This is a genomic window from Roseomonas sp. TS2 (assembly GCF_058833935.1).
Genome location: NZ_JCACVY010000057.1, coordinates 1 through 23,452, shown reverse-complemented (window position 1 = coordinate 23,452; position 23,452 = coordinate 1). Strand labels below are relative to the sequence as shown.

General features: G+C 73.5%; 16 protein-coding genes. 10 read left to right on the top strand and 6 right to left on the bottom strand.

Annotated features, from left to right (window positions below; all coding sequences use genetic code 11):
- A partial coding sequence (locus tag ACZJYS_RS11350) for a tetratricopeptide repeat protein (protein WP_493178086.1) occupies positions 1 to 1,646 on the bottom strand: 1,646 nt, incomplete at its 3' end.
- Positions 1,647 to 1,808: 162 nt separating this feature from the next.
- Here ACZJYS_RS11350 and ACZJYS_RS11345 point away from each other — a divergent pair.
- A complete protein-coding gene (locus tag ACZJYS_RS11345) occupies positions 1,809 to 2,447 on the top strand; it encodes a Tat pathway signal protein (RefSeq protein WP_109518476.1) in 639 nt (212 codons plus the stop codon).
- A gap of 45 nt (positions 2,448 to 2,492) precedes the next feature.
- Here the strand turns inward: ACZJYS_RS11345 and ACZJYS_RS11340 are convergent, their stop codons facing one another.
- Positions 2,493 to 4,100 carry an electron transfer flavoprotein-ubiquinone oxidoreductase gene (locus ACZJYS_RS11340; RefSeq protein WP_181378241.1) on the bottom strand — a complete coding sequence of 536 codons (1,608 nt, stop codon included), beginning with the start codon at positions 4,098 to 4,100 and terminating at the stop codon, positions 2,493 to 2,495.
- Positions 4,101 to 4,210: 110 nt separating this feature from the next.
- Between ACZJYS_RS11340 and ACZJYS_RS11335 the strand changes: the two genes are divergently transcribed.
- The 7 genes from ACZJYS_RS11335 to ACZJYS_RS11305 all read left to right on the top strand — a co-directional run bounded on the left by ACZJYS_RS11335 (position 4,211) and on the right by ACZJYS_RS11305 (position 13,874).
- The gene (locus ACZJYS_RS11335) at positions 4,211 to 4,984 is read left to right on the top strand and encodes a uracil-DNA glycosylase (protein ID WP_493178083.1); all 774 of its coding nucleotides are present in this window, start codon (positions 4,211 to 4,213) and stop codon (positions 4,982 to 4,984) included.
- Positions 4,985 to 5,283: 299 nt separating this feature from the next.
- On the top strand, positions 5,284 to 6,867 hold the full coding sequence (locus tag ACZJYS_RS11330) for a lytic transglycosylase domain-containing protein (protein ID WP_245906586.1): 1,584 nt from the start codon (positions 5,284 to 5,286) through the stop codon (positions 6,865 to 6,867).
- Positions 6,868 to 7,054: 187 nt separating this feature from the next.
- Positions 7,055 to 9,598: an ATP-binding response regulator gene (locus tag ACZJYS_RS11325; protein WP_379652124.1), complete on the top strand. Its 2,544-nt coding sequence runs from the start codon at positions 7,055 to 7,057 to the stop codon at positions 9,596 to 9,598.
- Positions 9,595 to 10,002, top strand: a complete 408-nt coding sequence (locus tag ACZJYS_RS11320) for a response regulator (protein WP_245906587.1) — start codon at positions 9,595 to 9,597, stop codon at positions 10,000 to 10,002. Before ACZJYS_RS11325 ends, ACZJYS_RS11320 begins: the two co-directional genes overlap by 4 nt.
- Positions 9,995 to 11,632, top strand: a complete 1,638-nt coding sequence (locus ACZJYS_RS11315; protein ID WP_109518482.1) for a diguanylate cyclase — start codon at positions 9,995 to 9,997, stop codon at positions 11,630 to 11,632. The genes ACZJYS_RS11320 and ACZJYS_RS11315 overlap by 8 nt, the downstream gene beginning before the upstream one ends.
- A gap of 34 nt (positions 11,633 to 11,666) precedes the next feature.
- Complete coding sequence (gene moaB, locus ACZJYS_RS11310; protein ID WP_109518483.1) at positions 11,667 to 12,206, top strand: molybdenum cofactor biosynthesis protein B; 540 nt, start codon at positions 11,667 to 11,669, stop codon at positions 12,204 to 12,206.
- Between the two features lie 90 nt (positions 12,207 to 12,296).
- The gene (locus ACZJYS_RS11305) at positions 12,297 to 13,874 is read left to right on the top strand and encodes an ABC transporter substrate-binding protein (protein ID WP_109518484.1); all 1,578 of its coding nucleotides are present in this window, start codon (positions 12,297 to 12,299) and stop codon (positions 13,872 to 13,874) included.
- 49 nt (positions 13,875 to 13,923) lie between these two features.
- On the opposite strand, the gene hemN is transcribed toward ACZJYS_RS11305, so the two are convergent.
- A complete protein-coding gene (gene hemN, locus ACZJYS_RS11300; RefSeq protein WP_109518485.1) occupies positions 13,924 to 15,249 on the bottom strand; it encodes an oxygen-independent coproporphyrinogen III oxidase in 1,326 nt (441 codons plus the stop codon).
- Positions 15,250 to 15,344: 95 nt separating this feature from the next.
- On the opposite strand from hemN, the gene ACZJYS_RS11295 reads away from it, so the two are divergent.
- Positions 15,345 to 16,763 (top strand): FAD binding domain-containing protein, encoded by a 1,419-nt coding sequence (locus ACZJYS_RS11295; RefSeq protein WP_493178062.1) that lies wholly within the window; start codon positions 15,345 to 15,347, stop codon positions 16,761 to 16,763.
- Complete coding sequence (gene xdhB, locus ACZJYS_RS11290; RefSeq protein WP_493178059.1) at positions 16,760 to 19,057, top strand: xanthine dehydrogenase molybdopterin binding subunit; 2,298 nt, start codon at positions 16,760 to 16,762, stop codon at positions 19,055 to 19,057. The genes ACZJYS_RS11295 and xdhB overlap by 4 nt, the downstream gene beginning before the upstream one ends.
- Here xdhB and ACZJYS_RS11285 read toward each other — a convergent pair.
- From ACZJYS_RS11285 to ACZJYS_RS11275, 3 genes are all read right to left on the bottom strand, one after another.
- The gene (locus tag ACZJYS_RS11285) at positions 19,054 to 19,470 is read right to left on the bottom strand and encodes an NfeD family protein (protein WP_379652129.1); all 417 of its coding nucleotides are present in this window, start codon (positions 19,468 to 19,470) and stop codon (positions 19,054 to 19,056) included. The genes xdhB and ACZJYS_RS11285 overlap by 4 nt on opposite strands.
- Positions 19,467 to 20,495, bottom strand: coding sequence for an SPFH domain-containing protein (locus ACZJYS_RS11280; RefSeq protein ID WP_493178053.1), 1,029 nt, complete (start codon positions 20,493 to 20,495; stop codon positions 19,467 to 19,469). Before ACZJYS_RS11280 ends, ACZJYS_RS11285 begins: the two co-directional genes overlap by 4 nt.
- A 70-nt stretch (positions 20,496 to 20,565) precedes the next feature.
- The gene (locus ACZJYS_RS11275; protein WP_493178051.1) at positions 20,566 to 23,394 is read right to left on the bottom strand and encodes a phosphoenolpyruvate carboxylase; all 2,829 of its coding nucleotides are present in this window, start codon (positions 23,392 to 23,394) and stop codon (positions 20,566 to 20,568) included.
- Positions 23,395 to 23,452: the final 58 nt, after the last annotated feature.

Here is a 23,452-nt window from a genome sequence, read left to right as displayed (position 1 = left end):
CGCGGCGCGTCGCCCGGCTCCGGCTCCAGCGTCAGGGCGCGGCGCCACTGGTACTGCGCCTCCACCCGCCGGCCGGCGGCCCAGTAGATGTCGCCCAGGTGGTCGTTGATGACGCTGTTGCGCGATTCCAGCTCCACCGCCTTCTCCATCCAGCGGATCGCCGCCGGCAGGTCGCCCAGCTTGTAGAGCGCCCAGCCCAGGCTGTCGGCGATGTTGCCGTCCTGCGGGCGCAGCTCGGCGGCGCGCTCCAGCATGGCGCGCGCCTCGGGCAGCCGCGTGCCATGCTCCACCCAGGTGTAGCCCAGGTAGTTCAGCACGTAGGGCTGCTCGGGCGAGAGCGCGAGGGCGCGCTGGAAATCGGCCTCCGCCTGCTCCCAGCGGCCGGCGCGCTCCAGCGCGATGCCGCGCGCGTAGAACAGCGGCCAGTGCTCCCGCCCCGGCTGCGGCACCCGCGCCAGGGCAGCGGTGTAGGCCTCGGCGGATTCGGCCCAGCGCTCGCGGCCGCGCAGCAGGTCGCCCAGCCGCGCCTGCGGCTGCAGCGATTGCGGGCGCTGCTCGGCCAGGCGGCGCAGCGTGGCGATCGCCTCCTCCGGCCGGTCCAGCCGGTCCAGCAGCGTGGCGCGGCGCAGCGCCACCAGCGGCGCCAGCGGGTCGTCCCGCGGCACGTCGCGCAGCACGGCCAGCGCGCTCTCCGGGTGGCGCTCCTCGGCCAGGGCGTCGGCGGCGAGCAGCATGGCGGGGGCGAAGTCAGGGCGCAGGCGCAGCGAGAGGCGGGCCAGCAGCAGCGTCAGGTCCGGCGCCGCCTGGCCGCGGAGCGCGCTGGCCAGCGCCAGCTGCGCCTCCGCCATGCCCTCCACGGCCGAGGCCACGGCGCGGCCGCGCAGCAGGCGCCGCCGCTCCTCCGGCGTGCTGTACAGGGACAGCTCGTCGCCGCTGGCGGTGACGCTGTCCACCAGCCGCATCGCCTCCACGGACTTGCCGCCGCGCTCCAGGATGCCGGCCACCACCTGCACCAGCCGCAGGTTGAGGTCCGCCGTCTCGGCCAGGGCGATGCGGGCGAGCTGCTCCGCCTCGCGCGGGCGGTTGGCGAGGTCGGCGATCATGGCGGCGTGCAGCGCGGCCAGGCCGCGCAGGCGGTTGCCCTCGATCTGCGGCCGCAGCGTGGCGAGCGCGGCATCGGTGGCGCCGCGCCCGGCCTGCGCCCAGGCCAGCAGCAGCGGCTGCAGCACCTGCCCCGAGCCGCCGCGCGGCATGGCGCGCAGCCGCGTCTCGGCCCGCTCCCAGCGCCCGGCCATGGCGTCGGCGCCGACCAGCAGCATGTCGGCCAGCTCGCTGCGCGGCAGGCGCCGGGCCAGCCGCACCGCCTCCGAGCGGCCATCGAGCACGGTGGCGAGGAAGGCGCGGTTCAGCACCTCCTCCTCCTCCGGCGCCAGGCGCAGCGCTTCCAGCAGCTGGTCGGCGGCGCTGGCGGTGTCGGTCTCGGCGGCGGCGAAGCGGCCGGCCAGATAGGCTCCGGCGGCGGTAATGCGGGGCGGCGCGCCGGCCCCGGGCGGGGCGGCGGCATCGGGCGCCCCGCCTGCCGCGCATCCGGCGAGCAGGGCGGCGGCCAGCAGGGCGAGGCGACGCGGGGAGACGAGCATGACCATGCCCCGCAGCCTAGAACCTTTTCGCTCTTGCGGGAAACGCTTCGGGAAGCTTGGGCGTGACAGTCATGGCGGAACCTGCCGCGGCATGGCAGGATCGTTGCGACGGCAGGACGGCCGCCCGCCGCCCGCCGCCCCATCGACGACTCCGTGGAGGACCCCCTCATGCGTGCCCTGATGGCCGCGCTGGCCCTGTGGCTGGCCGCCGCCACCCTCTCCCCCGCCGCGGCGCAGAACCGCTTCTGGCTGGTCAACCAGTCCGGCCAGACCATCGAGAGCGCCTACGTCTCCCCCTCGCGCCTGAGCAACTGGGGGCCGGACATCCTCGGCCAGTCCGTGCTGCCGCCGGGCGAGCAGGTGCATGTGACGCCGCAGGCAAGCGACTGCGTGCTGGACATCCGCGTCCGCTACCAGGGCGGGCGCGAGGAGGAGCGGCGCAACGTCAACGCCTGCAGCCTCTCGCGCGTGGTGTTCGGCAATGGCGGCGGCGCGGGGGCCACGGTGCGCAACGGCGGCGGCGGCGCGGGCGGCAGCGTCTCGCGCGCCGCGGGCGACCCCTCCTTCAGCTTCGTCAACCGCACCGGCTCGGTCATCCGCGAGCTCTACGTCTCGCTCAGCACCGAGCGGAACTGGGGACGCGACCGGTTGGGCGACGAGACGCTGGACCCGGGCAGCGACCACTGGGTGGAGCTGCCCTCCGGCCGCAGCTGCACGGTGGACATGAAGGTGGTCTACGCCAACGGCCAGTCGCAGGAGCGGCGCGGCATCGAGACCTGCTCGCGCGCCGATTACGGCTGGCGCTGAGGCGGCACGGGCCGGGGGAGATGCCCCCCGGCCCGTGCGGCGGCGTCACATGCCGCCGATGTAGTTCGGCCCGCCGGCGCCTTCCGGCGTGCACCAGTCGATGTTCTGGTCCGGGTCCTTGATGTCGCAGGTCTTGCAGTGCACGCAGTTCTGCGCGTTGATCACCAGGCGCGGCTCGCCCTCCTCGGCGCCCACCGCCTCGTAGACGGCGGCCGGGCAGTAGCGCGATTCCGGGGAGCGGTAGGTCTCCCAGTTCACCGGGCGCCACTTGGCCGGGTCCTTCAGCTTCAGGTGCGCCGGCTGGTCCTCCTCGTGGTTGGTGTTCGACAGGAACACCGAGGAGAGGCGGTCGAAGGTCAGCTTCCCGTCCGGCTTGGGGTAGGCGATCTTCTCGGACTGGGCGGCGGGCTTCGTCGCCTTGTGGTCGTAGTGGTGCGGCAGCGTCCAGGGCGCCTTGCCGCGGAACAGGTAGGTCTCCAGCGCCGCGTTGACCATGCCGCCATACAGCCCCCACTTGGCGAAGCCGGGGCGGATGTTGCGGACGGAGGAGAGCTCCTCCCACACCCAGCTCGCGCGCAGCGCCTCGGGGTAGCTCTCCAGCACCGGCGGCGCGGCCTCGTCGGCCAGGGCGGCGGCGGCGGCCTCGGCGGCCAGCATGCCGGTCTTCATCGCGGTGTGGGTGCCCTTGATCTTTGGCACGTTGAGGAAGCCCGCCGTGTCGCCGATCAGCGCGCCGCCCGGGAACACCAGCTTCGGGATGGATTGCAGCCCGCCCTCGTTCAGCGCGCGGGCGCCGTAGGCGATGCGCTTGCCGCCCTCCAGCATCTTGCGCACCTCGGGGTGGGTCTTGAAGCGCTGCATCTCGTCGAAGGGGGAGAGCCAGGTGTTGGGGTAGTCGAGCCCCACCACGAAGCCGATCGAGACCAGGTTCTCGCCCAGCATGTAGAGCCAGGCGCCGCCATAGGTGTCGCTCTTCAGCGGCCAGCCGACGGAGTGCCACACCTTGCCCGGCGTGTGCCGCTCCTTCGGGATCTCCCACAGCTCCTTGATGCCGAGGGCATAGGTCTGCGGCTGCACGCCCTCGCGCAGGCCGAAGGTCTCGTGCAGGCGCTTGGTCAGCGAGCCGCGGCAGCCCTCGCCGAACAGGGTGTAGCGGGCGCGCAGCTCCATCCCCGGCTGGTAGTTCGGCCCTTCCTCGCCCTCGCGCGTGATGCCCATGACGCCGGCGACGACGCCGCGCACCACGCCCTCCTCGATGATCGTCTCGGAGGCGGCGAAGCCCGGGTAGATCTCGACGCCCAGCGCCTCGGCCTTCGCCCCCAGCCAGCGGCAGACATTGCCCAGGCTGACGATGTAGTTGCCGTGGTTGTTCATCTGCGGCGGCGTCGGCAGCTTGTAGGCCTTCGTCTCGGTGAGGAACATGAAGCTGTCCTCGCCGGCGGGGGTGGCCAGGCCCGGCGGATCGTCGCGCCAGTCGGGCAGCAGCTCGTCGAGCGCGCGCGGCTCGATCACCGCGCCGGAGAGGATGTGGGCGCCGACCTCCGAGCCCTTCTCCACCACGCAGACCGCCGCCTCCGGCGAGAGCTGCTTCAGCCGGATCGCCGCCGCCAGCCCCGCCGGGCCGGCACCGACGATCAGCACATCGAATTCCATGCTCTCGCGCTCGGACACCTTGCCGTTCTCCCTTTGTCGTCCCGCACCCAGCGCCTTAGCCCGATCGCGGGTTGCGCGGAACCCCATCGCGCCCCGATATGGCGGGAGCCATGAACGCCGCCCCCCGCGACCTCTCCGAGACCGAGGCCCTGCTCGCCGCGCTGCGGCTGCAACTGGACTGGGGCGCGGACGAGGCCCTGGCCGAGGCGCCGCTGGACCGGCTGGCCGCGCCGCCGCCGCAGCCGGTGCAGGCCGCCGCCAGCCTGGCCGCCGCCGCGCACAGCCTGGAGGCGCTGCGCGAGGCGATGCGGGAAGTGCCCACCCCGCTGCGCGACACCGCCACCAACCTCGTCTTCGGCGATGGCAACCCGGAGTCCGGGCTGATGCTCATCGGCGAGGCGCCGGGCGGCGACGAGGACCGGCTCGGCCGCCCCTTCGTCGGCGTCTCCGGCCAGCTGCTCGACCGGATGCTGGCCAGCATCGGGCTGGACCGCGCGGCGGAGGAGCCGGCGCGCGCCTTCTACATCACCAACATCCTGCCCTGGCGCCCGCCCGGCAACCGCACGCCCACCGATGCCGAGATCACCCAGTTCCTGCCGCTCGTGCTGCGCCACATCGCCCTGGTGAAGCCGCGCCATGTGGTGATGCTGGGCGGCGTCTCGGCCAAGGCGCTGCTGCGGGCCAAGGAGGGCATCACCCGGCTGCGCGGCCGCTGGCACGCCATGCCGGTGGAGCAGGCGGGCGAATCGGCCACACTGCCGGCGCTGCCCACCCTGCATCCCGCCTATCTGCTGCGGAATCCGGCCGCCAAGCGCGAGGCCTGGGCCGACCTCCTGTTGCTGCGGCGCACGCTGGACGGCGAAAACCCGCCCGCCGGGGGATAGCTTGACGTCATTGTGATTGAACTTTTTCGTCGTTTCTCCTGATATCGCGCAGTTCGTCTCTTGACGTGGGATTTGTCGCGCGTTCCGAAGTTGCCCGAACGCTTCCATCCGGTTAACGCCAATCCGCCATGCGAGCGTTCTGCACCATGGCCCTGCGTTCACCTGTCCTCGCCCTCGGGCTGGGATGGGCGGCGTCGCTGTGTGTCGGGGCTCAGGTCCCGGCCATGGCGCAACGGGCCGGAGAGACCGCCCCCCTTGAGCGGGCTTTGAGTGTCCCACACCCCACCCTGGAGACAGGCGTGGCGGGACTCCCACATCCCCTGGCCCCGTCCGACGCGGCGCGCCTGACCCGGATCTTCCGGTTGCAGGCGCAAGGCGACATGGTCGGCGCGGCCCGGGAAGCCGAGCGGTTGGAGGACCGGCGGCTGATGGGCCATGTGCTGGCCGACCGCTGGCGCCAGCCGGGCGCGGCGGAGCCCACGGTGCCGGAGCTGTACGCCTGGCTGGCGGAGTATTCCGACCACCCGGACGCCGCCCTGGTGCACGCCATGCTGCGCCGCCGCCTGCCGCGCAACGCGCCGCAGCCCCCCGCCCCGCCCGACGAGTACCTGGCGGCCGAGACGGATGTGGTGCCGGAGGAGCGCGAGCCCGCCGCCCGCGCCCTCAGCGCCGAGGCGCGCGGGCAGAGCGAGGCGGCGCTGGCCCTGTTCCACAAAGGGCGCGACGAGGAGGCCCACCGCCTCGCCGCCCAGGCCGCGCGGCGCTTCCCGCAGGCGGCGCAGCCGGCCTTCGTCGCCGGCCTCTCGGCCTGGGGCATGGGCCGGCCGGACCTGGCGCTGGCCCAGTTCGAGGCCGCCGCGCGGGCCGACAGCGCCACCCCCGCGCTGCGCGCCGCCGCCGCCTTCTGGACGGCGCGCGCCGCCATCCGCACCCGCCGGCCGCAGCTCTACGTGCCCTGGATGCTCCAGGCCGCGCAGGAGCCGCGCACCTTCTACGGGCTGGTGGCGCGGCGCGTGCTGGGGCTGGCCCCCGGCTTCGCCTGGGAGCGCGAGCTGGCCGGGGCCGCCGAGGGCGCGGCGCTGGCCGAGACCGCGGCCGGCTGGCGGGCGCTCGCCCTGCTGCAGATCGGCCAGAGGGAGCGGGCGGAGCAGGAGCTGCGCCGGCTCTGGCCGATGGCGCAGGGCAATTCCGGCCTCTCCCGCGCCATGCTGGCGGTGGCCAGCCAGGCGGGCATGACCGACCTCGCCGCGCAGGTGGCCGCGCTGGCACAGACCAATGACGGCCGCCCGCGCGACTACGACCGCTTCCCCATGCCGCAGCTGGAGCCGCTGAGCGGCTTCCGGGTGGACCCGGCCCTGCTCTACGGCCTGGCGCTGCAGGAATCCCGCTTCGACCCGAAGGCGGTCTCGCCCGTGGGCGCGCGCGGGCTGATGCAGATCATGCCCGCCACCGCCGCCTACATCCTGGGCGACCCCAGCCTGCGCGGCGCCGGCGGCCTGCGCCGGCTGCACGACCCGGCCTTCTCGCTGGAGCTGGCGCAGCGCTACCTGCACCACCTGACGGCGCGCGAGGTGGTGGATGGCGACCTGATCCGCCTGCTCGCCGCCTACAACAACGGCCCCGGCAATGTCGGCCGCTGGGCGCCGAACGTGCGGCACCAGGACGATCCGTTCCTGTTCCTCGAATCCATCCCGGTGGGCGAGACGCGGGTCTTCGTGCAGCGCGTGCTGTCCTATTCCTGGATCTATGCCAGCCGTCTCGGCCTGCCCTCGCCGAGCCTGGACGCGCTGGCGGGCGGCGACTTCCCGCGCTTCGGCAGCGCGCCTCTGGAACTGGCCGAGCAGCCGCCGCTGCGCGGCGTGACGCGCACGGCCGCCCGGTGAATGGCCCGGGCCGGACCGCCGCCCGGCGGCCCGGCCCGTCCAGAAATTCGCGAATTGTGCTGATTTTTTTGAAAAATCGCTGCTATTTCCGGTAGTTGCACGGCGCCCCCTGCGCGTGCGAAGTGCAGCGGGCGCATCCCGCGCCGGAGCGGCATCCGCCGCTCTCCGCCTGCCACCGGATTGCACCATGGCCAGCCCGCTCCGCCGTATCCGCCTCACCACGCTCGGCGTCTCGGTGGTGCTCCTGGCCTTGCTGCTGACGGGCGCCATGGTGGTGGGCCGTGTGCTGAGCGACGGCCGCGCCCAGCGCGAGGCGATGGATGGCAGCCACCGGCTGGTGGCCGGGCTGCTGGAGATGCGCAACACGCTGTTCGAGATCGTGGTGGAGCGCAACCTCATCCTCTCGCGCAATCCCGCCAGTTCGCGCGCCACCTACGAATCCAACCTGGCGCGCCTGAGCGAGCGGCTGGAGACGCTGAAGGAGCTTGCGGCCGACAGCCCGCTGCAGGCGGCGGCCGCCGCCGAGCTGGGCGAGGCGCTGGACCTGTTCGTCGCCCGGCTCAACGGGACCCTGGCGCGCGATCTTGGCGAGGGGATGGACCTGGCGATGCTGCTGCGCGAGACCAGCGGCGAGCGCAACCGCCTGACCAGCCGCATCGACGTGATGGTGGCCCATGAGCGGGCCGAGCTGCAGCGATTCAACGAGAACTACGCCGGGCGGGTGGCGCAGCTGCGGCTGGTCTTCGTCCTGCTCTTCGGCGCGCTGCTCGCGCTCTCCCTGGCGGCGATCTGGGGCTTCTACCGCTACCTGCACGGCAACGCCCTGCGCTACCAGGCGCTGGAGGAGGCCAAGCAGGCGGCCGACGCCGCCAACGCCGCCCTGTGGGACAGCCGCGGCCAGCTGCAATCCATCCTCGACCATGCGCGGGACCCGATCCTGCTGGTCGATGCCGGCAGCCGGGTGCAGGTGGCCAATGCCGCCGCCGCGCGGCAGTTCCGCCAGCCGCTGGCCGAGATCATCGGCAGCCCGATCCAGGCGCTGGTGCCCTCCTATGGCGCGCGCTCGGGCGAGGTGCAGGCCCGCCGCGCCGATGGCAGCGTCTTCACCGCCGACCTCTCGATCGGCCGCTACACCGAGAGCGGCAACAGCGCCGCCGTCTGCGTGCTGCGCGACGTGACGGAGCGGCGCCGGCTGGACGAGCTGAAGAGCGAGTTCGTCTCCACCGTCAGCCACGAGCTGCGCACCCCGCTCACCTCCATCCGCGCCTCGCTCGGGCTGGTGGTCGGCGGCGTCGCCGGCGCCCTGCCCGAGGAGGTGCGCGAGCTGCTCGACATCGCGCACAAGAACTCCGAGCGGCTGGTGCTGCTGGTCAACGACATCCTCGACATCGAGAAGATCGAGGCGGGGCGGCTGGAGTTCCGGCGCGAGCGGGTCTCGGCCCATGCCCTGCTCGATCAGGCGCTGGCCGCCAACGCCGCCTACGCCGCCCAGTTCAACGTGCGCTTCGAACGGCAGGATGCCGGCAGGGCCGATGCCGATGTCTATGCCGATGTCGCGCGCATCCAGCAGGTGCTGGCCAACCTGCTCTCCAACGCCGCCAAGTTCTCCCCCGCCGGCAGCAAGGTCGAGCTCTCCCTCCTGGTCGAGGCAGGCGACGTGACCTTCCAGGTGCGCGACCATGGGCCGGGCATCCCGCAGGCCTTCCGCGGCCGCATCTTCCAGCGCTTCGCCCAGGCGGATTCGAGCGATGTGCGGCAGAAGGGCGGCACCGGCCTCGGCCTCTCCATCAGCCGCGCCATCATCGAGCACCACGCCGGCAGCATGGGCTTCACCGATGCCGAGGGCGGCGGCACCGTCTTCTTCTTCACCCTGCCCCGGCTGGTGGACCGCGAGGCCCTGCCCCTGCCGCCCGCGCAGGAGGCGCGCCGCCCGCGCGTGCTGATCGTCGAGGACGAGCCCTCGGTCGCCATGCTGCTGCAGATGCTGCTCGACGAGCATGGCTGGGACGGGATGATCGCGCACAACGCCGAGGAGGCCTTTGCCTGGCTCGACCGCCAGTCCTTCGACGCCATGACGCTCGACCTGATGCTGCCGGACGTGGACGGCATCTCGCTGTTCCGCCGCCTGCGCCAGCGCCCCGACGGCAAGGCGCTGCCCGTGGTGGTGATCTCCGCCACCGCCGCGCAGGGTCGGCGGGAGCTGAACGGCGACGCGGTGGGGGTGGTGGACTGGCTGGACAAGCCGATCAGCCAGAGCCGGCTGCGCGACGCGCTGCGCCGCGCCCTGCAGGGCAATGAGGGCCCCGCCCGCATCCTGCACGTGGAGGACGACCAGGACATCACCCGCGTCGTCTCCGCCGTGATGGGCGAGGAGGCGCAGCTGGTGCCGGCACGCAACCTGGCGGAGGCGCGCGCGGCGCTCGCCGGCACGCTGCGCTTCGCCCTGGTGATCATCGACCTCGGCCTGCCGGATGGCAGCGGGCTCGACCTGATCAAGGATATCCGCGCCATGGACCGGCCGCCGCCGGTGCTGATCTTCTCCGCCACCGACGCCGACCAGCACACGGCGCGCGAGGTAGCCGGCACGCTGGTGAAGAGCCGCACCGAGAACCGCGTGCTGCACGACACCATACGCCACCTGATGGACGCCGCCCGCCCGCCCGGGGCCGAGGCCGGCCCCGAGGCACGACAGAACCCCGAGGCACGACAGAACACGGAGACGCTGGCATGAGCCATGGCGGCATGGGCGGCGAGGCGCTCTCGCGCATCCTCTACGTCGAGGATGACCACGATGTGCGCAAGGTGGCCACCTTCGCGCTGAAGATGGTGGGCGGCTTCACCGTCGAGCCCTGCGAATCCGGCGAGCAGGCGCTGGAGAAGGCGGAAGGCTTCGCGCCGCAGCTGCTGCTGCTGGACGTGATGATGCCCGGCATGGACGGCCCCACCACGCTGGAGCGGCTGCGCGCCCTGCCCGCCATCGCCGGTGTGCCGGCCATCTTCATGACCGCCAAGGTGCAGCCGCAGGAGGTGGCGCGCTACCGGGCGCTCGGCACGCTCGATGTCATCTCGAAGCCCTTCGACCCGATGACGCTCTCGACCATGGTGCGCACCATCTGGGCCAAGCGCGATGACTGAGCTGGCGGGCGCCGAGACGGAGATGCGCGATGCCCTGCGGCGCCTGCGCGCCGACGGGGTGCAGCGCCTGGGCGAGCGGGTGCGCGAGCTGGTGGCGGGCTGGGCGGCGTTGCAGCCCCGCCGCCCCTGGGACGCGGTGGACCGCGCCCGGCTGGGCGAGCTGGCGGCCTCGGCCCACCGGCTGGCCGGCGCGGGCGGCACCTTCGGCTTCCCCGGCCTCTCCAAGGCCGCGGCGCCGCTCGAGCTGCTGCTGCTCGGCCTGCGCGACACCCCCTCGCCGCGCGGCGACCGGCTGCGCCAGGCCAGCGCCCAGGTGGAAGCCGTCGCCGCCGCCTGGGCGGCCGGCTCCGCCGGCGCCGAGGAGGCCGGCGACGCCCCCGGCCAGGCCAGCCAGGCCGAGCATGGCGAGCCCATCTTCCTCTTCGCCGAGCCGGAGGAGCAGGCGCTGCTCTCCGCCGTCATCGCCAATCTCGGCTATGGCGTGAGGCGCGCCTCGGAGCGCGAGGTGCTGGAGGGCATGCTGCCCGAGAGCCGGCTTTCCGCCGCGGTGATCGACGATGCGGTGCCGGACCCGCTGGCGGTGTGCCGCCGCCTCGCCGGCCGCTGCCCGCTGATCCTGCTGGCCGAGGACAGCTCCTTCGAGAACCGCCTCGCCGCCGCCCGCGCCGGGGTGGAGGCGCTGGTGGCCAAGCCGCTGGAGGTGAACGAGCTGGCCGACTGGCTCGACCACTTCGCCGGCGCCCGCGCCGAGACGCGCTACAGCATCGTCATCGTCGACGACGACCAGCTGCTGGCCGCCGCCTATGCCATGGCGCTGCGCCAGGCGGGGATGCAGGTGACCAGCGTCTCCGACCCCGCCCAGGCGATCGAGGTGATCGCCGCCGCGGCGCCCGACCTGATCCTGATGGATTTGCAGATGCCGGGGATCGACGGCATCGAGCTGGCGCGGGTGATCCGGCAGACGCGGCGGCATCTCTCGCTGCCCATCCTGTTCCTCTCGGCCGAGCAGGACACGCAGCGGCAGATCCTGGCCCGCCGCCTCGGCGGCGACGACTTCATCCCCAAGCCGGTCGATCTCGACCGGCTGGTGACGCTGGTGCGGCTGCGCGCCGAGCGCGCCCGTTCGCTGCGCGCCGTGATGGAGAGCGACAGCCTGACCGGCCTGCTCAACCATGCCCGCTTCAAGGAGCGGCTGGTGCTGGAGCTGGAGCGCGCCCGCCGCCACGGCCACACGCTGAGCCTGGTGATCTTCGATCTCGACCACTTCAAGTCGGTGAACGACAATTACGGCCATCTGGTGGGGGACCGGGTGATCCGCGGCCTGGCGCGCAGCCTGCAGAAGCGGCTGCGCCGCACCGACGTGATCGGCCGCTATGGCGGCGAGGAGTTCGCCGCCCTGCTGATCGGCACCGCGCCGGCGGAGGCGCACGGCATCATCGAACACCTGCGCGAGCGCTTCGCCGCCGCCTCCTTCGACACGGAGAGCGCCAGCTTCAGCGTCACCTTCAGCGCCGGCATCGCCGGCAATGCCGGTGGCGTGGAGGCCGAGGCGATGATATCGGCAGCGGATGCCGCGCTGTACGCGGCCAAGCGCGCCGGGCGGAACCGGGTGATGGTCGCCCCCGCCTGAGCCGCGCGCCCCAGACCGCGAGAGGGCCCGCCACATGCCGATCGACGAATCGCTCCGCTTCCTGCCCGTCTCCATCGCCGTGCTCACCGTCTCCGACACGCGCGACCTGGCCACCGACCGCTCCGGCGCGCTGCTGGCCGAGCGGGTGGCGGCAGCCGGGCACAGCCTGCATTCCCGCCGCATCGTGCGCGACGAGCCGGACGCCATCGAGGCGGTGCTGCGCGAATGGGTGGCGGACCCGGCGGTCGATGTCGGCATCACCACCGGCGGCACCGGCATCACCGGCCGCGACGTGACGCCCGAGGCCTTCGCCCGCGTGCTGGAGAAGGAGATCGGCGGCTTCGGCGAGCTGTTCCGGATGCTGAGCTACGCCAAGATCGGCACCTCCACCATCCAGTCCCGCGCCCTGGGCGGCGTGGCGGGGGGCACCTACCTGTTCGCGCTGCCCGGCTCCTCCGGCGCGGTGAAGGACGGGTGGGACGACATCCTGCGCTTCCAGCTCGACAGCCGCCACAAGCCCTGCAACCTGGTGGAGCTGATGCCGCGGCTGCAGGAGCACCTGCGCGCCGGCTGACCCCCGCGCTCTCCCCGCGCTCCCCCATTGCGGGCCGCCGAAAAGGCCTTAACGTCCGTGGCCAAACGAATCTCCAGGGAGCCGCTTCCGATGCGCCGTATCCTCCTCGCCACCGCGCTGCTCGCCGGCACGGCGCTGGCCGGCCTGCCGGCCGATGCCAAGACCTTCCGCTGGGCCAATGACGGCGACGTCAACTCGATGGACCCGTATACGCGGCAGGAGACCTTCCTCCTCTCCTTCATGGCCAACATCTACGAGCCCCTGGTGCGGCGCGACCGTGACCTGGAGCTGGAGCCGGCCCTGGCCGAGAAGTGGGAGCAGACCAGCCCGACCTCCTGGCGCTTCACCCTGCGCCAGGGCGTGAAGTTCTCCGACGGCACCCCCTTCACCGCCGACGACGTGCTGTTCAGCGTCCAGCGCGTGCGCTCGAAGGGCTCCAACCTGCAGTCGGTCATCGCCTCGGTGTCCGAGGTGCGGAAGATCGACGACCACACGGTCGACTTCATCACCCGGATGCCCGACCCGATCCTGCCCCAGGGCCTCACCAACTGGGCGATGATGTCGAAGGCGTGGGCGGAGAAGAACAACGCCACCACCCCGGCCGACCTGACCTCGCGCGAGGAGAATTTCGCCACCCGCAACGCCATGGGCACCGGGCCCTTCAAGCTGGTCAGCCGCGAGCCCGACCGCCGCACCGTGCTGGAGCCCAATGCCGGCTGGTGGGACAAGCCGCAGCACAACCTGACCCGCGTCGAGCTGAACATCATCGCCAATGACGCGACGCGCGTGGCCGCCCTGCTCTCGGGCGAGGTGGACATGCTCTACACCGTGCCGCCGCAGGACGTGGAGCGCATCCGCCGCGCGCCGAACACCCGCATCCTGCAGGGGCCGGAGCTGCGCACCATCTATCTCGGCATGGACCAGCTGCGCGACGAGCTGCTGAAGTCCGACGTGAAGGGCAAGAACCCCTTCAAGGACGTGCGCGTCCGCCAGGCCTTCTACCACGCCATCGACATCGAGGCGATCAAGAGCCGCGTCATGCGCGGCCAGTCCCGCCCCACGGGCCAGATCTTCGGCCCCGGCGTCAACGGCTTCGAGGAAGCCAACGACACCCGCTACAAGTACGACCCCGAGGCCGCCAAGAAGCTGCTGGCCGAGGCCGGCTACCCGAACGGCTTCAGCCTGACGATGGACTGCCCGAACGACCGCTACGTGAACGACGAGGCGATCTGCACCGCCGTCGTCTCCATGCTGGCGCGCGTGGGCGTCAAGGTGACGCTGAACGCGCAGACCCGCGCGCGCTACTTCGCCGAGATCAACCCGCCCAACTACAACACCAGCTTCTACATGCTGGGCTGGACGCCGACGACCTACGACGCGCACAACGCCTTCTTCAACCTGGCCGGCACGCGCGACGGCACGCGCGGCGTGTTCAACAATGGCGGCTTCTCCAACGCCGCGCTGGACAAGCTGATCCAGGACATGTCGGTCGAGTCCGACGAGACCAAGCGCAACGCGATGATCACGCAGGCCAGCAAGATCATCCACGACGAGGCCCTCTATCTCCCGCTGCACCAGCAGCAGGTGGTGTGGGCCACGCGCACCAACATCGAGCTGGTGCAGCCGGCGGACAACTACTTCCCGCTGCGCTACGTGCAGGTAAAGTAACGCCGCGACGGGACCGGGGCGCGCCCGCCTGGGGGCGCCCCCTCCTCTCTCAGGCCGCCTGGCTGTGGCGGCCGGGGCCCTGGCCCAGATAGGCGTCGAACGCCGCCGCTACATGGCGCAGGAAGCGCCGCTCCCGCACCAGCAGCCAGCCGCGCCGCTCCGCCACCACGCCATCGGCCCGCAGCGCGTCGAGGCGCGGCCGTGCGGCGGCCAGCACCGCCTCCGGCACGGCGGCGAGGTCCAGCTCCAGCTCGCACATCAGCCGCTCGATCAGCCGGCCGCGCAGCCGGTCCTCGTCCGAGAGGGCGCGGCCGCGCGCCACCGGCAGCCGCCCCTCCGCCACCGCCGCCAGCCAGTCCCGCTCGCCCGCCAGGTTCTGCGCGAAGCCCGCCGGCGCGCGGCCGATGGCCGAGGCGCCGAGGCCGAGCAGCACCGGCGCCGTGTCCGTCGTGTAGCCCTGGAAGTTGCGGCGCAGCGTGCCGGCGGCCGCCGCCCGTGCCATCGGGTCCGAGGGCCAGGCGAAATGGTCGAGGCCGATGCGCAGATAGCCCGCCCCCTCCAGCACCGCGGCGGCGGCCTCCGCCTGCTCCAGCCGAGCCATGGCGTCGGGCAGGGCGGCGCTGTCGATCGCTTGCTGGGCCGGCTTCATCCAGGGCACATGCGCGTAGCCGAACACCGCCACCCGGTCCGCCTGCAATTCGGCGGCGAAGCGCGCGCTGGCCTCCACCTGGGCGATGCCCTGGCCCGGCAGGCCGTACATCAGGTCGAGGTTGATGGCGCCGATGCCCTGCCCGCGCAGCATCGCCACCGCCCCGGCCACCTGCTCGTTGCTCTGCACCCGGCCGATGCGCTGCTGCACGGCGGGGTTGATATCCTGTACGCCGAGGCTGGCGCGGTTGATGCCGCCCTCCGCCAGGGCGGCGGCGATCTCCGGCGTCAGCACGCGCGGGTCCAGCTCCACCGCCAGCTCGGCCGTGTCGCGGAAGGCGAAGCGGTCATGCAGCCCGGCCAGCAGCCGCGCCAGCCCCGCGGCGCCGATGGCCGAGGGCGTGCCGCCGCCGAGATGCAGCGCCGAGACCCCCGCATAGGCCGGCAGCGCCGCAGCCAGCAGCGCCGCCTCGTCGAGCAGCGCCCCGGTGTAGCGCGCGAGCCGCGCGGGCTGGCGCGTCACGCTGGTGTGGCAGCCGCAATACCAGCAGAGGCTCTCGCAGAAGGGGATGTGGACGTAGAGCGAGAGCGCCTCCGCCGCGCCGATGCCGGCCAGCCAGCGGCGGTAATCCTGCTCGGCGAGCGGCTGGAAATGCGGCGCGGTGGGATAGGAGGTGTAGCGCGGCAGCGCGGCGGCGGCGTAGCGGGCGGCGGTTTCGGGCGACATGCCGCTGGATTAGTCTGCCGGCGCCGCGCCCGCCTTGCGCTGGATCAAGCCGTCGCCGGAAAGCCGCGTGGCGCCGCGGGGCGGGATTTGCTTCGATGACCGGCATGAGCAGCCGCATCGTCCTCACCCTGAACGGCCAGCCCCGCACCCTGCCGGCGGACACGCCCCCCGGCATGACCCTGCTCGACTGGCTGCGCGGCCCTGCGCCGCTGGGGGCGGGCCTCACCGGCAGCAAGGAGGGCTGCGCCGAGGGCGATTGCGGCGCCTGCACCGTGGTGATCGAGGCGGCGGATGGCGCCCGCACCCCCGTCAATGCCTGCCTGGCGCTGCTCGGGCAGATGCATGGCCGGGCGCTCCGCACGGTGGAGGGGCTGGTGGCGGCGGATGGCGCGCCGCACCCGGTGCAGCGCGCCATGGCCGAGGCCGATGCCACGCAATGCGGCTTCTGCACGCCCGGCATCGTCATGTCCGCCTGGGCGCATTCCCGGTGCGGCGGCGCGGCGCATGAGGCGCTGGCGGGCAATCTCTGCCGCTGCACCGGCTACCGCCCGATCCTCGGCGTCTTCGCCGCGCTGGAGGATGACGGGGCGCCCGCCGCCCCGGCGCCTGCGCTGGAGGGCGGCGGCGAATTTGCCGTGCCCGGGCAGGTCTTCCACGCTCCCGCCACGCTGGAGGCGGCGCTGGCCCTGCGCGCCGCCCACCCCGAAGCATGGCTTCTGGCCGGCGGCACCGATCTCGGCCTGCGCGTTTCCGAGCACCGGGAGCGGCCGGCGCGCATCCTCTCCCTCGGCGCCGTGCCGGAGCTTCAGGCCGCCGCGCTGGCGCCGGGGCTGCTCACCGTGGGCGCGGCCCTGCCCTATGCCCGCCTGCTGGACCTGCTGGCGCGGGCGCCGGAGATGGCGCCCTTCGCCGCGCATCTGCGCCGCCTCGGCTCGCGGCAGATCCGTGGCCTCGGCACGCTGGGCGGCAATCTCGGCACCGCCTCGCCGATCGGCGACACGCTGCCGCCGCTGCTGGCGCTGGGGGCGCGGGTGGTGCTGGGCTCGGCCCGGGCGGGCGAGCGCGTGTTGGACCTGGCCGCATTCATCACCGGCTACCGGCGGACGGCCCTGGCGGCGGACGAGATCATCCTGCGGGTCGAGATCCCGCGCCCACCGGACGGCACCTTCCTGGCCTGCGAGAAGCTCTCCAAGCGGCACGACCAGGACATCTCGGCCGTCGCCGCCGGCTTCCTGCTGCGGCTGGAGGGGGGCGTGGTGATGGAGGCGCGGCTGGCCTTCGGCGGCATGGCCGCCACCGTGGCCCGCGCCCCGCGCGCCGAGGCGGCGCTCGCCGGCCAGCCCGTGACGGAGGAGGCCTTTGCCCGCGCGGCGCAGGCGCTGGCGGAGGATTTCGCCCCGCTCTCCGACTGGCGGGCGGGGGCGGAGTACCGGCTGCATAGCGCCCAGGGGCTGCTGCGCCGCCTCCACTGGCGCATCGCCCGCCCTGACCTGGCCCTGGAGGTGCAGGCATGACCGACGCCCCGCCCCTTCCCGCCACCCGCACCGGCATGGGCGCCGCGCTGCGGCAGGACAGCGCCCTGCAGCACGCCACCGGCGCCGCCCGCTTCACCGACGACCTGCCCGAGCCGCCCGGCACGCTGCACGCGGCGCTGGCCCTCTCGCCCGTGGCGCATGGCAGGCTGGCGCCGCTCGACCTCGCCCCGGCGCGGGCCGTGCCCGGCGTGGTGGCGGTGCTGGGGCCGGCGGAGGTGCCCGGCCGCAACGACATCTCCCCCAGCGGCAAGGCACTGGAAAAACTCTTCGCCGAGGGGCTGGTGGAGCATTGGGGGCAGCCGCTCGCCCTGGTGGTGGCCGCCACGCGGGATGCCGCCCTGGCCGGCGCCGCCGCGCTGCGGCCGGAGATCGCGCCGCTGCCGCCCATCCTCTCCATCGAGGCCGCGCTGGAGGCCGGGGCGCTGCTGATGCCGCCCCAGGTGATCGAACGCGGCGGCTGGCAGGCGGCGCTGGAGGCCGCGCCGGTGAAGCTGGCCGGGGAATTCCGCTGCGGCGGGCAGGAGCATTTCTATCTGGAGGGGCAGATCACCCTCGCCGTGCCGGGCGAGGATGGGGACATCACCCTGCACGCCTCCACCCAGCACCCGACGGAGGTGCAGCACATCGCATCCCGCGTGCTGGGCTGCGACTACAACCGCGTCACCGTGCAGTGCCGGCGCATGGGCGGTGGCTTCGGCGGCAAGGAGAGCAACGCCTCCTGGATCGCCGCCGCCGCCGCGCTGGCGGCACGCGCCACGGGCCGGCCGGTGAAGCTGCGCCTCTCCCGCCGCGCGGACATGGCGGCCACCGGCAAGCGCCACCCCTTCCTCTTCCGCTGGCGCGCCGGCTGCGACGCGGAAGGCCGCCTGCTGGCGCTGGACGCGACGCTGGCCGCCGATGGCGGACACAGCCTGGATCTCTCGGCCGGCGTCATCTTCCGCGCCGTGACCCACGCGCTGAACGCCTATGACGTGCCGGCGCTGCGCGTGACGGGCCTCGCCTGCAAGACCAACACGGTGAGCAACACCGCCTTCCGCGGCTTCGGCGGCCCGCAGGGCGCCCTGCTGATGGAAGACGTTCTGTTCAGTGCGGCCCGCGCCACGGGGCGCCCGGTGGACGAACTGCGCGAGCGGAACTTCGCGGGTGGGCCAAACGGGGCCGAGACGCCCTATGGCCAGAGGCTGGAAGGCGAGCTGATCCGCCGCGTCTGGGCCGAGGCGAAGGCGGGCGCGGCGTGGAAGCGCCGCCGCGCCGAGGCAGACGCCTTCAACGCCGCCCACCCCACCCTGCGCCGGGGCCTCGGCGGCTTCGCGCTCGCCTTCGGCATCTCCTTCGGCATCATGGCGATGAACCAGGCGGGCGCCCTGGTGCATGTCTACACCGATGGCTCGATCCGCCTGAACCATGGCGGCACCGAGATGGGGCAGGGGCTGTTCATCAAGATCGCCCAGGTGGTGGCGGAGGTGTTCGGGGTGGAGGTGGAGCGCATCCGCATCACCGCCACCTCCACCGCCGAGGTGCCCAACACCGCCCCCACCGCCGCCTCCACCGGCTCCGACCTGAATGGCTGGGCGGCGCACGCCGCCGCCGGCGCCATCCGCGCGCGCATGGCCGGCATCGCCGCCACGGCCTGGGGCGTGCCGGAGGAGGAGGTGATCTTCGCCGATGGCCACGTCTCGGCCGGCAACCACCGCATGCGCTTCGGCGAGTTGGCGCAGCTCTGCTGGGCGCAGCGCGTCAGCCTCTCCGCCACGGGGTTCTACAGGACGCCCGACATCCACTGGGACCCGGTGGCGATGCGCGGCCACCCCTTCTTCTACTTCTCCTACGGCGCCGCCCTGGCCGAGGTGCTGGTGGACACCCTCACCGGCGAATACCGCGTGCTGCGCGCCGATCTGGTGCAGGATTGCGGCCGCAGCCTGAACCCGGCGATCGACCGCGGCCAGATCGAGGGCGCCTTCCTCCAGGGCCAGGGCTGGCTGACCTGCGAGGAGTTGTGGTGGGACGCGGACGGGCGGCTGCGTACCCTCGGCCCCTCCACCTACAAGATCCCCGGCTCGCGCGAGATGCCGGCCGAATTCAACCTGCGCATGCTGGAGGACGCGCCGGCGCGGGCCAACACCATCTTCCGCAGCAAGGCGGTGGGCGAGCCGCCGCTGCTGCTGGCCACCTGCGTCTGGAACGCCCTGCGCGACGCCGTGGGCGGCGCGCGGCTCGACCTGCCGGCGACGCCGGAGCGGGTGCTGGCGGCGCTGCGGGCGGGCGGCGCCTAACCCTCCGGCCGCACCAGCAGGGTGAGGCCCTCCACCGCCACCACCCGCACCGTGCTGCCGGGGGCGGCGCCCTCCAGCGGGCGGGCGGGCCAGTCGGAATCCCCGACGCGCACCCGGTCGGCGGCGAGCATCACCCCGGCGCGGCCGACCAGCCCGGAGCCGGGGGCGTTCACCGTGCTGCGCCGGGCGGCGGCGCGCGGCCGCAGCCAGGCCAGCGACAGGCCGATGCCCAGCCCCAGCAGCAGCACGAAGGCCAGCAGCGCCACCGGCAGGGAAGGGTCCAGCAGCAGCACCAGCAGCCCGGTGCCCAGCGCCGCCGCCCCTACCCAGATCAGGAAGGCGCCGGGCAGCAGCATCTCGGCCGCCATCATCAGCAGCCCGGCCACCACCCAGACCGACCAGGGCAGGCTCACGGGGCGGCGCCCGGATCGATCCAGGGGCCGGGCCGGGTTTCCGGCACCGGGCCACGACGAGGGGCACCCCCTGGCGCCGGGCCGGGCGCCGCCGGGCCAGCCATGGGCGGCAGGGTGGCGTTGCGGAACATCTCCACCGCGCCGGCGATGCCACCCGCCAGCCCGGAGGCCTCCATCGGCACCACCACCAGCTTCGAGGCCGGGTTGCCGGCGAGCTGGCCGAAGGCGGCGATGTAGCGCTCGGCGATGAAGTAGTTCAGCGCCGCCTCGCCGCCCTCGCGCGCCGCGGCGGCGACGGAGCGGGTGGCGGCGGCCTCGGCCTCGGCCAGCCGCTCGCGCGCCTCGGCGTCGCGGCGCGCGGCCTCCAGCCGGCCTTCCGCCTCCAGCACCTGGGCTTCCTTCTCGCCCTGGGCGCGGGCGATGGCCGCCTCCCGCTCACCCTGCGCCCGCATCACCGTGGCGCGGCGCTCCCGCTCGGCGATCATCTGCGTGTTCATGGCGATGACGAGGTTGGCCGGCGGCTCGATCTTGCGGATCTCGACGCGCGTCACCTTGGCGCCCCAGGGGTCGGTGGCGCCGTCCAGCACGCCGAGCAGGTGGGTGTTGATCTTGTCGCGCGAGGAAAGCGCGGAATCGAGGTCCATCTCGCCGATGATGGCGCGGATGTTGGTCATGGCCAGGGCGGTGAGCGCCTGGGTCAGGTTCTGCACCTGATAGGCGGCCTTCTCCGGGTCCATTACCCGGTAGTAGACGACGCCATCGACCGAGACATTGGCGTTGTCCCGCGTGATGACGGCCTGTTCGGGGATGTCGAGCACCGTCTCCTGCACGTTCATGCGGCGGCCGATGACGTCGATATAGGGGATGATCAGGTTCAGCCCGGGCGGCAGGACGCGGGTGAAGGCGCCGAAGCGCTCCACCGTCCAGGCCTCGCCCTGCGGCACGGTGCGGATGCCCTTGAAGGCGGTGAGGACCGCCAGCAGCACCAGCACCACCAGCGCGATCAACGTGCCGTTCACGTCCATGCATTCGTCTCCCCCCGCCCGGAAGGGCGGCGGGGGGAGGATAGGCCCGTCCCGCCCGGGCGGGCCAGCCTCAGCCGAAGGCGCCGCATTCCAGCGAGACCACCGCGCTCACCTCCCGCACCAGGCTGAACAGCTCGCGCAGCGGGCGGATGATCTCCTCCTGCTCGCGGCCATAGCCGCCATGCCGGGGCGCCGGCGGCTCGGCGAAGTCCAGCTCGGCGCCGGGCGGGTCGGCGATGGGGAAGACCTGGTCGAGCAGGGCCACGGCGCCCTCCACGTCCAGCCGCAGCAGGCGCTGCACCAGCCCTTCCCGCGTGAGGCCGTGGCGGGGAGAGAAATCCGGCACTTCCACCGCCAGCAGCCAGATTCGGTGGATCAGGCAGAGGCGCAGCGCGTGCAGGGCGAAGAGACGGTCGCTCATGCGCGGCACGCCGGGGCCGCCGCCGATGGCCCCCGGCGGGATCGGCAGGTCGGACGGCCAGGCGGCGCGGAGGGCGAGGTCGTCCGCCTTCAGGCGGCGGAACACGGCGCGGGCGGGGTCGCCCAGGCGCAGCTCCTCCAGGGCGGTGGCCACGGCCAGCAGGGCGGCGGCGCGGCCGGGGCGGCGGGTCTGCGCGGCGCGGGCCAGCCAGGTGGCGGGGTCGAGGCTTGCCACATAGCCCAGCAGCACATCGGCATCCGAGAGGGCGAGGCCGGCGCGGGCGAAGGCCAGGGCGTTGGCGAAGCGCGGGCTGCGGCGCAGCAGGTCGGCGAAGGCCTCCGTCTCCTGCACCGCGCCATGGCCGAGGCCGTGCATCAAATTGGCCGGAAAGCCGAGTTGCTGCAGGACGGCGTTGTTCGGGATGGCGCGCAGCTCGCGCGGGTGGCGGATGGTGGCGGGGCCGCCCGTGTCGCTCTGCCGGTTGGCGGGGCGGCTGCCGGTGCGGTCCAGCAGCGCCGGGCCGAAGGCGCCGAGCAACGCGGCATAGCCCGGATCCTCCACCAGCCCGTTGAAGGCGGCCCGCGCCCCGGCGAACAGGTCGGTGGCGAAGCCGCCCTCGGCATAGACCGGGTCCGGCTCGCCCCCGGGGAGCGGCGCGAAGGCGTGCTCGGCGATGCGCGCCACGGCGGCGTGCGCCAGGGAGGGGGTGCCGAAGAGCAGGTAGCCGTCGCCGCCCTGGAAGGAGGTCTCCACCCGCGTCGGGATGCCACGGGCGGCGAAGGCGGCGCGCACGGCAGGCGGGTCGAGGTAGTCGAAGCGCGCCGCCAGCCCGTCGGGGTGGCCACCGCGGCCGAGGCCCTCGCCATGGGTGTCGAACAGCACCACCTCCAGCGATTGCAGCCCGTGCCGCGCCAGCAGTTCCACCACCCGCAGCTTCAGCCGCTCAATCAGGTGGGTGGCGGCGACCTGGCCGACATAGCGGCCGGAATCGGAGTAGCCGAATTGCAGGCAGAGCCGCCCCACCCGGCGCAGATGCGCCCGCCAGTGCGGGCTGCGCAGCGCCTCCTCCACCACCCGCTCGCCGCGCCGCTCCAGCGCCTCGGCGGTCTCGAAGAGGGGGGAGATCTCCACATGGTCCTCGACGCCGGCAAGGCGCGCCAGCAGCAGGGCGGCGAGCAGGGTGTAGCCGCTCTCCGTCTCGGCCACGAGGAAGCGGACGGGCTGGCTGGCGTCGATATGCTTGGCGATCTGCGCCACGGTCATCATCAGCCGCGCGGCGGAGGCCTGCTCGGCCATCAGCCCGCCCATGTCGACCGGCTCGGCCGAGACCTCCTCCAGCGCCGTGTTGATGGCGGCGAAGAGGGCGCGGCGGCGCGCCGGGTCCTCCGGGCCGCTACCGAGATGCGGGAAGCGCAGCCGCGCGGCGTTGTGCAGCTGGGCGGCGTTCAGCCGCACATGGGTGTGCGCCAGGGAGAGGCCATGCGCCACCAGCCCGGCCCGGGCGACGCAGAGGGCAAGCCGTGTCTGCTCCTCCGGCGCTGCGGCGATGGCGGTGGGGAAAAGCTCGACCAGCGGCTGCGGCGTGGTGAGGGCGGCCTCCCGCTGCCCGACGAGAGCCTGGGCGAAGGCCTGCGCCGCTTCCGGCTTCACCGGACCGGTGGGAGGGCAGGCTTCGATCTGGGCCTCGACCGCCGCCAGCGCCTCCTCCAGCCGGCCGCGCAGGGCGGCGGTGCAATCCTCCGGCAGGGCGGCGATCTGGGCGGCGAGGCGGGCCAGTTGCAGCCGCTTCATCCGCAGCCGCAGGCGCAGCGTGTCGTGCCAGCCGATATCGGTGCGGCCATCCGTGTCATAACCCACCCAGGAGGCCAGGATGACGGGGCGCGGGTTGAGCTGTGTCCAGCGGTCCGGCCAGATGGCGCGGGCGGTGCCGAGGAAGGCGGCGGCCAGCCGGTCCAGCGCATCGCGGCCATTGGCGATGGCGGCGGCGGCCTGCTCGAACTCCTCGGTGAGGGTGGGCGCGGTGGGGCGGAGCGGCAGCGGATCGGGCAGCGGCAGGCCGCCCGCCGCCTGGGCCAGCGCCCGCGTCGATTCCCGCGGCAGGCTGAAGGTCGGGTGGGCGGTGAAGACGGCGGCGGCGCGGGGCCGCTCGCAGGCGGCGCGGAAGGTGGCCAGCGGCACCGGGCTGTCATCCGGGTCGGGGCGAGCCAGGCGGGTGGCGAGGCTGGCCAGCGCCGCATCCGCCCCCGCCAGCCCGACGCCGGCGGCATGTGCCAGGCGTTGCGCGCGGTCGAGGAAGGCGGCGCGGCCGATCTGCCGCAGCGCATCGGCCATATCCGCATGGGAGGCCTGGGCCTCGTCCAGCTGCCGGCTCAGGGCCAGGGCGACCGACAGCACCGGATTGGCGAAGGGATCGCCCCGGCTGGCGGCACGGGCGGCGGCGGCGAGGGCGATCAGCCCGGCTTCGGTGAAGGACGGCATGGCGCGCATGCTGCACAAGCGAAAGAACTTTGTCGCCTGTGGATTTGTCTCGGAAAGA